Source organism: Polyangium sorediatum (assembly GCF_029946465.1).
Lineage (GTDB): Bacteria > Myxococcota_A > Polyangia > Polyangiales > Polyangiaceae > Polyangium > Polyangium fumosum.
The window spans coordinates 54010-68503 of record NZ_JARZHI010000056.1; the positions used below are offsets into that span (position 1 = coordinate 54010).

A 14494-nucleotide genomic window follows, 5' to 3' on the forward strand; every position below is an offset into this window, starting at 1 on the left:
TCTTCGTGGATCCATCGACCTTGGGCCCGACGTGGGACCTCTGCCCTCTATTTGCAGCTCGAGCTCTGGATGTTCGCGCCGCCGATCGTGTACGGCGCGCCCCAGCCGCCGTTGTATTTCGAGTTCACGGTCACGCCGTAGACGCGGCAATACGTCTCGCCTTTCGCCTGGATCATCACCTGCACCCGGCGGTCGCGCGAGACGGGCAACCCGAGCTCTTTGGTGACTGACCAATCGTCGTAGGCGGCGACCTCGAGTACCTTCGCGTCGACCGTCCCGTCTTTGCCGCTATGAAAGCCGCGGAAGTAGTCTGTGGTCGCCTTGTCGTCGATCTTCGCGGCGTGATCCCAGCGGTTCGTCTTCGAGGCCTCGTCGATCGCCGCCTTGTATTTCGCATCCAGCGGCGTGAACCCCTCGAACCAGCTCGGCTCGATCGTCACCTCGACCTTCGCCGCCGGCTCCTGGTAGCTCTTCGTCACGTATGCGACGAAGGCCTCGCGGTTTGTCAGGCGGTTATGCCACTCGGCCGTGATCGCCTCGCCTTTGGCTGCCTTCGCGGTCACCTTCTCTGCGCGCTCGGAGAGGTTCTTCACGCCGGCTGAACCTTGGGACGATGGATCTTGCTCCGCCGTCTTCGTGGCGCCGGGGGTTTTGCCGAGCAGGCCAGAGGTCTTCGACGGGATGAGGCTGCACCCGAACAGGGTGCTTGCAAACAGGACGACCCAGAGTCGACGCATGAAATCTTGCTCCTTGCACCCAGATCACGCGTCGCCGGGGCAAGTCGCATCGCTTCATGCATTTTTTTGACGGGTCGTCCGTCGGCATTGGGCCGGGCCCCTTGGGGTCGTCGAGCCCGCGCTTCGGCGAGGCCGTGCGTCCCGAACTGCGGCCCTTACCGAGGTGCTGACGAGGCGGACGCCCTCGACTTCTCCTTGCACGTCGAGTTTGAGAGCCGATTCGGCAGCGGCAGCGGCGGCGGCGGGGCATTCCATCAGCGCGAGGCGAACGCCTCGGCAAAGCCCCGGGGCGAAGCCTCGCCCTGAAACCTCCCGCCTACGCCTCCGCCACGATGCCCTGCCGAAGCACATCGAGCAGGCATGCCGCCTCGTTAGGCCCCGGCAAACCCGCCGCGCGCGCCACCTCGGGGGCCGGGGCGCGCGTCGTCGACGCCGCGAGACGCGAAAGCGCGTCGGCCTGCGCCTGCTGGACATGCGCCCGCTCCTCCGGCCCGAGCCGCTCCATCGCCCAGACGTGCACCTTCCACGACAGGGCCGCGTGCCGCGCCTCGTCGGCCGCGATCTCCTGCATCGCCGCCGCGAACTCGACGTCTGCCGCGCGCCGCGCCTGATGGGCCCCCACGAGCGCCCCGAACGTCTCGCGCACGCAGCCCTCCACCGCGTTCTCCAGGGCGAGCGCGAAGAGCGCGCGGAGCGGCAACGCCTCCACACGCGGCGAGACGGGCGTGCCGCCGCCGCGCGCCCGCGCGAGGGCCGAGACCACGTCCGCGTGCCGGACCTCGTCCTCGGCCGCCCTCCGCGCCTCGTGCACGAGCGACGCTGGCGCGCCGAGCGCGGAGAGCTCCGCCGCGAGCCGCTCGAAGGCGATCACGCTCGCCGCCTCCAGGTGCGCGGCGCGCGCGAGGAAGTCCCCGAGCCGAGACCGCCCCTCGTCCGCGGGCGCGCTCGTGAGCCCGGCCGGGACACGCCCGATGCACGCCGAGTCACGCTCGATCTCCTCGGTGCGGACCTCCTGGATCTCGCCGCTACGCCAGATGCGCAGCGTGTATCGCGTGGTGATGATCGGCGCGCAGTCCCTCGTGATCTTCGTGGCCGTCACGATGAAACCGTCCGGCGCCGCGCGCACGGAGGTGCGCTCGGCATTGTCGCAGGTGAGGTCGTATCCCATGGACTCCACGAGCAGCAGCGCCTCGTCGGGCGTGTCGATCGGGCCGAGGAGCGTGCGAATTTCCGGGACACCGACCCAGCGTCGCACCTCGTTGCCCGCCGTGGTCACGACCGACGTCTCGCTGCAGATCTGCAAGCAGCTCGTCGCCCGGAAGGGCTCCGGGTGCATGCGGATCTTCTGGTGGCATTCGCGGGTCGTGGCTGTCGCGCAGGCGGTGCCCACCTCGCTGACGACGTTGAAGTCGGAGAGCGTCCAGCGCTCCGGGCCCTCCTCCGAGGCCCGGATGCCGCTGAGGGTGCGGATGGCGAGGGAATCGAAGCGCCGCGCGGGCGAGAGGCCGCTCGCCGAGATGGGGAGGTACGTGCCGGGCGCGCAAGGCACTCCGCGGGCCACCTGCGCGTTTCCCGCCTCATCGACGGCGTCCGTATCCGCGGGCTCCGCGAGCGCCTGCGTGGGCTCGGTCGTGCAGCCCTGGGCGAGGAGCCCGGTCACGAGGGCGACGCGCTGGGCGCGCTCGAAGATGCGCGCGAGCCATGACTCCACGGATTCATCGGGATCCGGGTTGCAATCACGCAGGAATCGATGGGCCATGAGGATCTCCCGAGCCCGCGCGTGCACACAGCGAACGGCTCGACCGAATCCATGGCAACACGCATGCCGCGGGCGTGCGGTTCGCGTGTGGTGCTCGACGCGAACGACGTCGGAGACGGCGCGGGGGCGTCGGAAACGGGAATGGAGGCGGAAGCGGGAGCGGCAGCGGCAGCGGAAGCGGGAGCGGAAGCGGAAGCGGGGGCGGCAGCGGCAGCGGCAGCGGCAGCGGGAGCGGAAGCGGGGGCGGCAGCGGCAGCGGCAGCGGAAGCGGAAGCGCGCCGAGCCTGTGGTGGAGAGGCGGATCAGCCCGGCGAGGCTCAGCGGCCCTGGCTACGCCGTGGTGGACCGCCGGGCCACGCTCGCGAGCAGCCCGACGCCCACGAGGCACGTGAACGCGCTCGAGCCGCCGTACGAGATCAGGGGCAGCGTGACGCCCACCACGGGCAGCAGGCCCATCACCATGCCGGCGTTGATCACCGCCTGCCAGAACACGAGCGCCGCGACGCCCACAGCGACGTGGGCCTCGAAGCGGTCGCGCGCGCCCGCGGCGATCCGCAGCGCGGCGAGCACCAGCGCGAGGTAGAGCGCGAGCACCAGCGCCGCGCCGGCGAAGCCGTGCTCGTGCGCCCAGACCGCGAAGGCGAAGTCGCCGTGGGCCTCGGGCAGCGGGTAGGGCTCGCTCCCCGCGAAGCTCTTGGCGCCGAGGAGACGGCCGGCGCCGACGAGCCGCAACGCGTGGTCGCTCTGGTAGCCGGCGGTCATCGGATCGGCGCCGTGAACGAACGCAGCGAGGCGCGCGCGCTGGTAGTCGTGCAGGGTGAGCCACACGGCCGCGAGGCTGCCGAGCACGCCGAGGGCCAGGGTGACCCGAGCGCCGAGCGAAAAGCGCTCGAGCGCCAGCGCCGACGCGGCGATCAACGCGAGCACCCCCGCGGTCCCGAGATCCGGCTGGAGCAGCACAGGGATCAACGTGCAGGCGAGGAGCCCCGCCGGGAGCGCGAGATCGCGGAGCGGTCGCGGGCCTTCGGCGGGACGAGAAAAGCAGCTCGCGAGCGCGAGCACGAGGCCGAGCTTGAGGGGCTCGGACGGCTGCACGTTGAGGCGCCCGAGGTGCAGCCAGCGGTGCGTGTCGCGGGCCCCCGACGCGGCGAACGTAGCGAGGGTGGTGAGGATCAGCGCGCCGTGAATCAGCAGCGCTCGGCGGTCCTGGAGACGGCGCAGATCCGCGCGCGCAACGAGGAGCGCCGCGGCCGAACCGACGAGGAGCCACGCGAGCTGCCGGGGCCAGAGCGCGCTCCTTCCCGGGAAGGCGAGCCCCGCCGCGTGCACGGTCGCGAGCCCGACGGCGGCGAGCGCGACGGCGGCGACGACGACCACCACGACGGGACGGTTTCGCAAGACGCGCATCATCGGGAGCCTCTTTCCTTGCCGGCGAAGTAGGCGCGCAGCGTGTCGTCCGCGATGGCGCTCGCGGTGCGGTGATCCGCGAAGGACCGGCCCTGGACGAGGACGACGATGGCCACCTCGGGGGCGTCCGCAGGCGCGAAGCCCGCGAACCAGCCGTTCGTCTCCGGCATGCGGATGGGGCGCGCGCGCGGCTCGTCGTCCGGTGGAGCGTCCTCCGCTTCGATGTAGGCCGTGGACATCAGGAAGAACTCGCGCGAGTCGGACGCGCCCAGAGTGCCGGCCACGCCGCTGGCTTGCAACCCGTAGAGCTCGCTCGCACGGGCGCGCAGCGCGGCGCGGATCCGCGCGAGATCCGCGGCGGGAACGTCCACCTGCCGCGCGGGCGCTGGCACGTCGCTCACGACGATCTGCGGCGTGCGCACGGTGCCGCCGTTCGCGAGCGCCGCATAGGCCACCGCGAGCTGGATCGGCGTCACCCGCACGACGCCCAGCCCGATCGCGGCAGTGAGGCTGTGGCCCGCGCGAAAGGGGCCCGGATCGGCGCGCTCGAACCAGGCGCGGGTCGGGACGAGCCCGGCGAGCTCTCGGCCCACCTCGATGCCGGTGGGCGCGCCGAGGCCGAATCGCCTGGCCTCGCCGACGATGGCGTCGAGCCCGAGGCGCGCGGCCTGATCGTAGAGCCACACGAAACAGTTCTCGGCGAGGGCGTGATCCAGATCGACCCGACCGTGAGAGTGCGTGCAGCGAAACAACCGGCGCCCGAGAGGGTAAAAGCCCTTGCACTCGACCGGATGCTCGGCAGCAGCGCGATCCGAGGCGAGCGCCGCCAGCGCCGTGAAGGGGTGGATCGTCGAGCCCGGCGGTTCGCTCTGCAGAAGCGCGCGATCGAGCTCGGAGCCCGCCGCGGGGACGGCCACGCCGCGATCGAGCAGGTTGGGATCAAACGCGGGTCGCGATGTCATCGCGAGCACGCGGCCGGTGTGCACGTCGATCAGCACCGCGGCGCCTTTGCGCTGGTCGTGGCGGTCGAAGGCCTCGTCCAGCGCGCGCACGAGATCCATGTCGAGGGTCAGCGTCACGTCATGTCCAGCGATGGGCGCCGTGCCCTCGCGCCCCGCGGGCACGACGACCCGGCTCGACACGCCCACGAAGGCGTGGCCAGGCGTGCCGCGCAGCGCTCGATCCCGCGCGCGCTCGACGCCGGTGCGGCCGACGCGATCGCCCAGGCGTTTGCTGGGATCTTTCGCGAGCTCGGCCGGCGAGACCTCGTTCATGTACCCGATCGCGTGCGCGCCGAGGGGGCCGAACGGGTAGCGCCGCCCCGCTCGTTCGACGAGCTTGATCCAGGAGAGCGCGCGGTCGTCGTGGATCGCCAGAAGTCGCTCGGGATCGACGTCGCGGCGCACGAGGAGGAACTGGTCGCGCTTCGCAGCGGGCACAGCGTCGAGCTTCTGGCGGAGACGTCTGCGCTCGTCATCGTTGAGGCCGAGCGCGGCGGCGAGGCGGGGCACCTTCTCGTCCGGTCGGGCGAGCATCCGATCGGGGAGGACGTAGGCGTCGACGGCGACGCGATTCTCGGCGACGACGCGGCCGCGCGCGTCGCGGATCACCCCGCGGCTCGGCGCGAGGCGCACTCGTTTCACGCTGGCGGCTTCGAGGCGGGCCGCGTGCTCAGCGCCGTGCACGATCTGCAGGTGGACGCCGCGAGCCGCGAGGCCGAGGAGCGCCGCGCCGACGAACCACGACATGCCTCGCAAGCGGCATCCGAGGTGGGTGCGCGCGTCGGGGGCGCTCGTCGCCTCGTGGACATCGGGGATCAGGGCGGTGTCGTCGGGCATCACGGTCCTCCGTAAATAAATCGAGGGGTCGTCACTCGTCGTGAGAGCAAAGAGGAACGCGGCGAGGGCCCGCCGGTCTTCCCCTTCGTAGACGGCGAGCGACACGTCAATTCCGCGAATCGGACGGTGTCCGACACGTGGACGACTGAAGCGGCTTTCAGGCGTGTGTGAGACACGTCTCTCGTCCTGGAATCACGCACGCGCACGTGCACGGAAGACGAGCGCGCCGGGCGGCAACCGCAGCGCACCGGCGTCGAGGAAGCGTCAGTTCAGATCGAAGTACACGTCGAAGGTGCGTTTGTCGTGCTGGGTTCGCACATAAAGCTCCTCGAACACCGCGTGTCCGGGTAGGCTCACGTAGGCGCGTGGAGCGGACGGCGCCGCTACGATCTCGGCAGGAAGCAAGGGGGCGTCACATAGGAGCCCTCCCTCGAAGTTGCTTTTCCATCCGATTGACTTCTTGAGGAGGATGCAAGTGCGCCCATCGGCGAGCCGCGCCACGTGCACCCGGGCATCCGCGCTCGCCCCCGCAAGATCGCCCGGGAGGGAAATCTCTTGCGTGGATTGGGGCGCGACGCTCTGCGCATGCACCCACTCGAGCACCCGCACGTCCCGTGCGCTCCCCCCGCATCCCACACCAAAGAGGCTCATCAGCACTCCCAGGTAGTGCCCCCATTGTCGTTGCCTCAACATGCGCATCCCTTGTAGCCGGCGTCCGCCCCCTGCGTAAATGGGATGAAGCTCCCGCTGCCGCCCCCGCTGCCGCTCCCGCTTCCGCTCCCGCTCCCGCTCCCGCTTCCGCTCCCGCTCCCGCTCCCGCTTCCGCTCCCGCTCCCGCTGCTGAATGCGCCAAAGCCTTTGTACATCACCGCCCCTTCCGCCGATAAATCCAGATGACCGGCGTCCCATGCAGCCCCGCCACATGCGCCGGCTGCACCGTCCCATAGGCCACCCACGCCTGGTACTCCTGCCCCAGCATGTGCGGTTCGTGGTGGTAGAGCGCAAAATCCGCCTCGTGCACCGCGCCGACCCCGCGGATGTCCTTCCGCAGCCGGCCGTCTTTTTGCAACATCTCCCACGAGGGCCAGGCCGTATCGTGCACGTAGACGGTCCCGCCCTTCGGCACCTCGTGGTTGAGGTACTCCACCACCGCGCCCGTCGTATACCCCCAGAACGTTCGATTGAGCCCGAGCGTCGCCGCGCCCTTCGCCCCGCCCACGAGCGGCGTGTAGTTCGAGAGCCCCCACGGATGCGACCCCGCCGTCTCGGCCATCGGCGCCGCGAGCAACACCACAAACAGCGCCATCGCCGCCGCAGGGCCACGCGCGAAACGCCGGAGGTTCGCACCTTTCAGCCGCCTGAGCTCTCCCCGGAGCACGGAGACGAGCCAGGACACCCCTGCCCCGGCGAAGAGCGCGAGGAACGGATACGCCTGCATCCAGTGCTTCGTGCCGCCGAAGATGGGCGTCTTCGGCAGGACCCACGCGCCGTAAGAAATGCCGATCGCCATGAGCCATAGCAGATCCGTCTCGCCGCCCTCGCGCCGCGCGATCTTGCCGGCCCGCGCGCGGAGGAGCGCCTGGATCCGCGCCCGCGCCCGCACCCCGAGCCCGAGGGCGAAGAGCGCGAGCGTCACCGCCGGCACCGTCGCCGCCGTCATCACCGGCGCATACAGGCGCGGCATGGGCGGCGTCCAGTAGGTCCGCCCGAGGAACTCCATGTTGTAATACTCGTGATTCAGATGGAACGACGCATACGCGCCGAGCCGCGCGAACGTGTCCCGCCAGATCCACGGCCACAGCGCATACATCACGAGCGGGCCGAGCAAGGCCATCGCGCCGAGTGTAGCGAGCGCCCGGCGCGCCGTTTCCTTCACGTCCCCGCCCGTCAGCCGGTCGCGCACGAGGCAAAGCGCGACGAACGTGACGGCGAGGATCGGCAAGAACCACGCATTGTGCTTCGTGTCGAGCGCGAGGCCGAACGCGAGCCCCGCCGCGATCGGCCAGCGGGATCCGCCCTCCCGCATCGCCTTCCAGAAGCAATACGTGGCGAGCAGGAACATGGTCACGACGGGCACGTCGAAACAAGCGAGGTGCGCGTGGTAGAAGAAACGCGGCATGCAAAAGAGCGCGATCGCCGCGAAGAGCCCCGCGATCCGCCCGCGCGCCTCGGCGCCCCATCGATAGACGAGACCAACGCCCGCGCCCGCGAGGAAGATCCCCGGGAATCGATAACTCGTCCCCTCCATCGCGAAGAGGTGGAGCTTCTTCTGCAGGAAGAGGTTCGAGAGCGCGAACAGCGATTTGATGAGGCCCGGGTGCTCGCTGTTCACCCGCCACGCGTTGTCAATCGCCTTCGGCTCGAACGCGGCCCGCGGGTTCGCGAAGAGGAGCTCGAACCAGCGGCGGTAGCTGTCGGCCGCGTGAAAGTAAAACCCCTCGTCCCGCGCATACCCGAGGTCGCCCACGGTCGCGACGAGCAAGGCCATCACGACGCCCGCAAGCAACGCGGCGACGAGATCGTCTTTCCAGGTGAGCTTGACCCCGCTCATCGCGTGTCCGCCTCAAAGCAAAAGTGCCGGTGCGCGTGGTTCTTGCTCGACACGAAAAACTCCACCGTCGCGCTCTTCTTGCCCGCGTGGGCGCCGAGCGGCATCTCGAATGCCGCCCAACCCTCACCGTCCCGGTGCTCCCAGCGGCCGATCTCCTCGCCGTCGACGCGCACGGCGAGCGCGACCGGCGCCCCCTTCCGCTCGCGCTCGAGGATCCAGTACATCCCGCCGTGCCCGCGGATCACGTGGCCGAGCGGGACACCCGAGAATCGCGTGACGACCTCCCCCCGCGCGGGCGGGTGCGAGAAGAGGCAGCGGCGCGGGCGGAAATCCTGGTCCGCGATGACGGTCGGGCCGACGCTGAAAAACGGGCCGCCCGGGCATTCGAAGCGCGCCGCGGGGAACGTGGGGTGGCCGCCGAGGCCGCCGGCGAGGACACGCGCGTTCGGGTTCCACAAGCAGGCGGCCTCGGGGCTCGTCACGCGGACGTCCGCCTGCGCGGGGCCGAGGCCGTCGACGAAATCGAAGACCACTGCGGCAGGGCTCGGGTTTTCGAGGCGCCGGATCACGAAAGGCCCGACCTCGCGCCGGCCGGTTTCACGAAAGCCCGAAAGCTCGGACGCGCGCTCCCCGAACGCCGAGACCTCCAGCGCCGTGCGAACCCGCGACACGTCGGGCCGCGCGACGTCGCGGAGCGGAAAGACCTCGTCGCCGAGCGCCTGCCGCGCGAGCGGCTCGGCCCAGGACGGCGCGACGACCACGAGCTCACCTTGTTTTCGCTCCTCGGCCATGGGCCCCACGAGGGCCGCCCAGTCCGCGAAATCGGGCTTTCGCCGCGAGGTGACGAAAAACCCGACAAGCTCGGCGATCCCGAGGGCCACGAAGGCCCCGAGGGCCACACGCGGCCACTTCATCCTTGCACCTTCCCCTCGTCCTCGCGTTTCTCGGCGCGCACCATCGCCATGGCGCCGGCGAGCGCCACGAGCCCGACGAAACACCCCAGAAGGAAGCCCGGCGGCCGATACGCCAAGGAGAGCGTCGTCACGCCCTGGGGCAAGCGCACGGCCACGCGGTTGTCCACGTTCTCCACCTTGCCCGCCGACGCCCGCCAGCCCTCGTCGTAGTTCATGTTGTACACGACGAGGGATCCCGCCTCCGCGCCCGCAAGCTCGATCGTCGCGCCGTTCGGGCTCCACTCGGCGAGCTTCGCCGTGCCCGGCCCCTCCGCGACGAACACCTCGCCCCGGTGGCGCGGATCGTCCGAGGCGAGCGCGCCTTTCCGCTCGAAGGGCGGCGCGCCGTAACAATCGAGCACGCCCGTGTTGCCCAGCATCGCGAGGTACATCGGCCCCGCCCAGTCGCGCTGCTTGTACTGGAACGGCGGGTTTTTCTCGAAATGGAAGGGCCTGTCCGCAGGAATGTGATCCGGCGGGACCATCCACATCGACTGCGCCATCGGCTTCTGCGCCCCGCGCGCGACGTCGATCCCGATCAAGAACACGAGCGCCGCGAGCGCCGCGTCGAGCCAAGGCCGCCGCCGGCCCGCCCGCTCCACGAGCCGACCGATCCCGCTCGCCGCCACGATCGCGAGGACGAGCACGGCCGGATACAAGAACCGCGACGGCACGTGTTGCGATCGGAAGACCGGCACGTGCTCGTGCAAGAGCGTCCACGGCGCGTTCGGGTGGAACGCCCCGAGCCCGAGCAGACCAAAGAGCGCGCCGACCACCTTGAGCGCCGCCTCTCGCTTGCCCTGCACGAGCAACAATGCGAGCGCGAGGATCAGCACGCCGGGCAGCCCGATGTACATGCCCCACTCGTGCCAGCCGTACGCCGGCACGCGCACGGGCCGCGACCCAAACCCCTGGTCGGGCGCCGTCAGCATCGTGAAGAGCGCGCCCATGTCGATCGCCTCGGTCGAGGGCACGAGCCGCGGCGCCTTGCCGAAGACGTCGAGCATCGGGAAGAGTTTTGGTGCTGCGAGCGAGACGCCGAGCAGGCCCGAAGCCCCGAGCACGACGAGCGGCCGCGCGCTCTTCTCCAGCGCGCCGACGACGATCGCGTAGATCCCCAGCGCGAGCACGGTGTGCGGGAGCGGATAGATGCCGCCCGCGTAGACGAGAGCCGCGAACGTGGCGCCGAGCAAGACGACGTCGAGGGCGCGATTCGGCTTTTGACGCGCGCGCTCGAAGAAGAAGAGCGCCCACGGCAGCAGCGCGTAGGCGAGGTGCCAGGTGTGGCCCGAGGCCGTTTGCAGCGCCCAGCGGCCGTTCACCGCCCAGAGCGCCGCCACGAGCGCCCGCGCGCCGTGGCTCTTCGTGAACCGCGATCCGGCCGCATACGCCCCCGCCGCGCCGAGGAGCGCCATGCCCACGACCTCGACCCGGATCGCGAGGTTCATCGGCAAGGCCAGGTACGCGAGGAGCCACGGCGAGACGAGGATCGTGTCTGCCTCGACGTAACCCCAGGCCGGAAATCCTCCGCATGCGTACGGATTCCAGAAGGGCATCTCGTGGTGATCGAGCAGGCTCGTCTTGACCAGGTAGCGGTGCGAGGTCTGCACGTCCCAGTCGTGGAAGCCGAACGTGTGCGTCTTGGCGAGCCACGGCAGCACGACCACCCCGACGGCCACGAGCATCGAGAGGCCCGCGAGGAGCGCAGCGGCGGCGCGGGGCGGATCACGCCGCGCAGCGGCGAGGAGGCGGCGCGGGAGGGAAAGAGCGGGCTTGTCCACGGGCGGCGCGGACGTTAGCACGTTGCCCCGCCGGCCTGCCTCGGCTAAGCCGCCGTCCGTGCTGGGGATCCAGAAGGCCCTCTTCGCGCTGCACCGGCGCGCCGTGACGCTCCCGCGGGCCGAGCGCATCACGGACGCGCTCGCCGCGCTCGCAGGCCCCGCGCAGTCGCTGCTCGACGTGGGCGCCGGCGACGGGGCCATCGCCGCCGCCATCGGCGAACGCGTGGGCGCAAACCGCGTCGCAGGCGTGGACGTGCTGGTTCGTCCCCGCACGGTGATCGAGGTCGTCCCCTACGACGGGCGGCGTCTGCCGTTCCCGGACGGCGCGTTCGAGATCGTGACGATCTCCGACGTGCTGCACCATTGCGAGGCGCCGGCCGAGGTGCTCGCCGAGTGCCTGCGCGTCGCCGCGCGCGCCGTCATCGTGAAGGATCATTTCCGCTTTGGCCCCGTCTCGCAGGCCCTGCTCTTGGCCATGGACGTCGTGGGCAACGCGGAGGCGGGCGTGCTCGTGCGAGGGACCTATTTCTCGCCGGCGGCGTGGATCGACATGGTGCAGGCGGCGCGCGGGCGCATCACCGAGCTCCGCTGGCCGCTGCGGATCCACGACGCGCCGATGCGCTTCGTCACACGGGACGAGCTTCAGTTCGCGGCACGGATCGAGCACGTCGTCGGGATGGGAGGCGGGGCGGAGCTCGGCTCGTCCGAGCGGAGCCCCGAGGGTCGAGTGGAGAACACATGAAGACGCTCGTCGTCGGCGGCGCCGGGTTCATCGGCAGTCACCTCGTGGATCGGCTCGCCACACGGGGGCCCGTGACCGTGTACGACAATCTCTCCGTCGGGAAACGCGCGTTCCTCCAGGAACACCTCGCCGAGGGGCGCGTGACGCTCGTCGAGGCAGACGCGCTCGACCTCGAACGGCTCACGGCGGCCGCCGCAGGCCACGACGTCGTCTTCCACTTGTCGGCGAACCCCGAGGCGCGCTGGGGCCTCGAGCGGACGCGGCTCGACCTGGAGCAGGGCACGATCGTGACGTACAACGTGCTCGAAGCGATGCGGCGCGCGCGCGTGGGGCGGCTCGTCTTCTCGTCGTCGGGCACGGTCTACGGCGACACGCCGGAGACGTGCAAAGAAGGCCACATCGGCCACCTGCCGATCTCGCTCTACGGAGCGAGCAAGCTCGCGGGCGAGGCGCTGATCAGCGCGTTCGTCGAGTGCTTCGGCCTGCACGCGACGATCTTCCGCTTCGGCAACGTCGTCGGCCCCCGCGGGACGCACGGCGCCGCGCTCGATTTCCTGAAGAAACTACGCGATCGGAAGACCGAGCTCGAAGTGCTCGGGGACGGTCGGCAATCGAAGCCTTATCTCCACGTCTCGGACTGCGCAGACGGCCTGCTCTTCGGGCTCGATCACGGGAAGGAGCAGCTCGGCCTCTACAACCTCGCCCCGCCCGACCAGACCTCCGTCGCCCGCATCGCCGAGCTCTGCGTGAAGGCCTCCCCCTACCCCGACGCGACAATCCGCTTCACCGGCGGCGATCGCGGCTGGCCCGGCGACGTGCCACGCTCGTCGATGAGCCCGGACAAGCTCGCCGCCCTCGGCTTCCGGGTGCGTCATTCGAGTGACGATGCCGTCCGCATGGCCGTCGAGGCGCTTTCGCGCGAGGTCTTCGGCTAGGACATCGAGGTCGGCTCTCGCGCGAAGAGTAAAGAGAGGGGCGTCCCCATCGGAGGACGCGGCTTTCGACGCGAGATCCGGCGCGCGGGGACGCCCCCTCGGGCGCGGGTCCGGAGGACCTTGTGCTCAGCTTGCCGTCAATGCACACGCGATGCCGCCCGCCCCATGTGCACCGAGCAACCGAGCGACGCTGCGAGCGGCGCACGCTCGTCCGCGATCCGTCACGCGCGTCGAACGCCCACCCGAGGCGCGGCGGACAGCCGAAAAAGCCCGAGCGTTTGCATGATTTCTGGTAGGGTCGCATGCGTCCAGAGGAGCAGCCAGACCATGGGTCAGACGAACGATACGATCGAGTCCTTGCGCGCCGAGCTTGCGGCAGCCGAGGAGCGGGCGCGGCTCGCCGAGGAGCGCGCCGCGGTGCTCGAGGACCTCATCGCGCTCGTGCCCGGGATCGTGCTGCAGTTCGAACAAGGGCCCTCCGGCGCATTTCGACCCACGTTCATCGGCGGGATCGGGCTGCAAACCTTGCTCGGGTATTCGGTCGAGGAATGCATGAGCGTGCCCGACTTCTTCACATCGATCATCCACCCGGACGATCGAGCCCAGGCGAACGCAGAGGCGATGCGGTTCGTCGAGGACGGGGAGTCCCACCTCTCGCCCCATCGAATGCTGTGCAAGGGCGGCGGTCATATCTGGGTCGATACGCACTTCCTGTACGAGCCAGCCGAGGAGGGGCGTCCGGCCAAGCTCCACAGCGTGGTGTTCGACGTGAACCGGCGCGCCCACGCCGAGCAAAACGCGCAAGAAGCCCTGCTCAAGGAGCGCGCACTCCACCAGCGGCTCGACGGGTTCGTCGCGAACGTGCCCGGCGTCGTGTGGGAGAGTTATTTCGTCGACGATCCCGGTCGGCACCGGATGAACTACGTGAGCGACGCAGTCCTGCCGATCACGGGATACACCGCCGAGGACTGGGGAAACCCGAATTTCTGGCGCGATCTCGTTCACCCCGAAGATCAGGAGATGGCCAAAGGCGACGCCGAGCGCACCGCAGTGGAAGGGAGCGGTTCATCGGCCTATCGTTGGATCACCAAGGATGGTCGGACGCTCTGGGTGAACTGTCGGATGACGGCGATCTGGGACGAGTCTGGCGCGCCGATCGGCCTGCGCGGCGTGACGATGGACATCACAGACCTGAAGCGCGCCGAGATGGATCGCGCCGAAGCCGAGCTCCGAGAGCGGCTGCTCAAAGCACAAGAGGACAGCCTGCTCGCACTCTCGACGCCCCTCGTGCCGATCGACGACGACGTGCTCGCAATGACGCTCGTAGGCGGGCTCGACGAGCGGCGCGCCGATCGAGTGCTCACGACGCTGCTCGAAGGCGTGACGCAAACAGGAGCGCGCGTGGTGATCCTCGACGTGACAGGCGTACCAGAGGTCGAAGCGCAGACCGCCGATCTCCTCGTGAAGGCCGCCAAAGCCGTAGGCCTGCTCGGCGCAGAAGTCGTACTGACGGGAATCCGGCCCGAAGTGGCACGAACCCTGGTCGAACTCGGCGCCGAGCTCGGATCGATCGTGACCAAAGGAACGCTGAAAGCCGGAATCGCGCACGCGATGCGTTCCCGCAATGGTGCGTTAGGGAAAACGAAGGTTCGCTGAGGGCGTAGCGCTGGGGCTTTGCCCCAGGCCCCAGCAGGGGCTATCCGCCCCTGCACCCGGACCAGCCAGGGGCTGGACCCGAGGTCGATGAACTGCGCGATGCGCAGTTCATCGAACAGGCCCGGTCAAGACCGG

Annotated in this window: 11 protein-coding genes; 3 read left to right on the forward strand and 8 right to left on the reverse strand. The window is 70.0% G+C overall.

What is annotated here, in order from left to right; all coding sequences use genetic code 11:
- Window positions 1-47: 47 nt before the first annotated feature.
- The 8 genes from QHF89_RS37875 to QHF89_RS37910 form a co-directional block, all read right to left on the reverse strand.
- Entirely contained in the window at window positions 48-737 is a 690-nt protein-coding gene (locus QHF89_RS37875) for a hypothetical protein (RefSeq protein ID WP_136972604.1), read from the reverse strand.
- 316 nt (window positions 738-1053) lie between these two features.
- On the reverse strand, window positions 1054-2496 hold the full coding sequence (locus QHF89_RS37880; RefSeq protein ID WP_136972603.1) for a ferritin-like domain-containing protein: 1443 nt from the start codon (window positions 2494-2496) through the stop codon (window positions 1054-1056).
- Window positions 2497-2826: 330 nt separating this feature from the next.
- Complete coding sequence (locus QHF89_RS37885; protein WP_284721442.1) at window positions 2827-3894, reverse strand: FtsW/RodA/SpoVE family cell cycle protein; 1068 nt, start codon at window positions 3892-3894, stop codon at window positions 2827-2829.
- Window positions 3895-3902: 8 nt separating this feature from the next.
- Window positions 3903-5741 carry a penicillin-binding transpeptidase domain-containing protein gene (locus QHF89_RS37890; RefSeq protein WP_136972601.1) on the reverse strand — a complete coding sequence of 613 codons (1839 nt, stop codon included), beginning with the start codon at window positions 5739-5741 and terminating at the stop codon, window positions 3903-3905.
- A gap of 264 nt (window positions 5742-6005) precedes the next feature.
- Window positions 6006-6434, reverse strand: coding sequence for a hypothetical protein (locus tag QHF89_RS37895; protein ID WP_136972600.1), 429 nt, complete (start codon window positions 6432-6434; stop codon window positions 6006-6008).
- A 172-nt stretch (window positions 6435-6606) separates the two neighbouring features.
- Window positions 6607-8292 carry a glycosyltransferase family 39 protein gene (locus QHF89_RS37900; protein WP_136972599.1) on the reverse strand — a complete coding sequence of 562 codons (1686 nt, stop codon included), beginning with the start codon at window positions 8290-8292 and terminating at the stop codon, window positions 6607-6609.
- Window positions 8289-9206, reverse strand: coding sequence for a hypothetical protein (locus QHF89_RS37905; protein ID WP_136972598.1), 918 nt, complete (start codon window positions 9204-9206; stop codon window positions 8289-8291). The genes QHF89_RS37900 and QHF89_RS37905 overlap by 4 nt, the downstream gene beginning before the upstream one ends.
- Window positions 9203-11026: a hypothetical protein gene (locus QHF89_RS37910; RefSeq protein ID WP_136972597.1), complete on the reverse strand. Its 1824-nt coding sequence runs from the start codon at window positions 11024-11026 to the stop codon at window positions 9203-9205. Before QHF89_RS37910 ends, QHF89_RS37905 begins: the two co-directional genes overlap by 4 nt.
- A gap of 58 nt (window positions 11027-11084) precedes the next feature.
- Here QHF89_RS37910 and QHF89_RS37915 point away from each other — a divergent pair, with 58 nt between their 5' ends.
- The 3 genes from QHF89_RS37915 to QHF89_RS37925 all read left to right on the forward strand — a co-directional run bounded on the left by QHF89_RS37915 (window position 11085) and on the right by QHF89_RS37925 (window position 14359).
- Window positions 11085-11768: a methyltransferase domain-containing protein gene (locus QHF89_RS37915; RefSeq protein WP_136936491.1), complete on the forward strand. Its 684-nt coding sequence runs from the start codon at window positions 11085-11087 to the stop codon at window positions 11766-11768.
- Window positions 11765-12703, forward strand: coding sequence for an NAD-dependent epimerase/dehydratase family protein (locus QHF89_RS37920; protein ID WP_136972596.1), 939 nt, complete (start codon window positions 11765-11767; stop codon window positions 12701-12703). Before QHF89_RS37915 ends, QHF89_RS37920 begins: the two co-directional genes overlap by 4 nt.
- Before the next feature lie 327 nt (window positions 12704-13030).
- Window positions 13031-14359, forward strand: a complete 1329-nt coding sequence (locus QHF89_RS37925) for a PAS domain-containing protein (RefSeq protein WP_284721443.1) — start codon at window positions 13031-13033, stop codon at window positions 14357-14359.
- Window positions 14360-14494 lie beyond the last annotated feature (135 nt).

Excerpts from the sequence above, each read along its gene's own strand:
- QHF89_RS37895 (WP_136972600.1), bottom strand. The coding sequence starts at position 6,434 with ATGTTGAGGCAACGACAATGGGGGCACTACCTGGGAGTGCTGATGAGC.
- QHF89_RS37925 (WP_284721443.1), top strand. The coding sequence starts at position 13,031 with ATGGGTCAGACGAACGATACGATCGAGTCCTTGCGCGCCGAGCTTGCG.
- QHF89_RS37875 (WP_136972604.1), bottom strand. The coding sequence starts at position 737 with ATGCGTCGACTCTGGGTCGTCCTGTTTGCAAGCACCCTGTTCGGGTGC.
- QHF89_RS37920 (WP_136972596.1), top strand. The coding sequence starts at position 11,765 with ATGAAGACGCTCGTCGTCGGCGGCGCCGGGTTCATCGGCAGTCACCTC.
- QHF89_RS37900 (WP_136972599.1), bottom strand. The coding sequence starts at position 8,292 with ATGAGCGGGGTCAAGCTCACCTGGAAAGACGATCTCGTCGCCGCGTTG.
- QHF89_RS37890 (WP_136972601.1), bottom strand. The coding sequence starts at position 5,741 with ATGCCCGACGACACCGCCCTGATCCCCGATGTCCACGAGGCGACGAGC.
- QHF89_RS37905 (WP_136972598.1), bottom strand. The coding sequence starts at position 9,206 with ATGAAGTGGCCGCGTGTGGCCCTCGGGGCCTTCGTGGCCCTCGGGATC.
- QHF89_RS37880 (WP_136972603.1), bottom strand. The coding sequence starts at position 2,496 with ATGGCCCATCGATTCCTGCGTGATTGCAACCCGGATCCCGATGAATCC.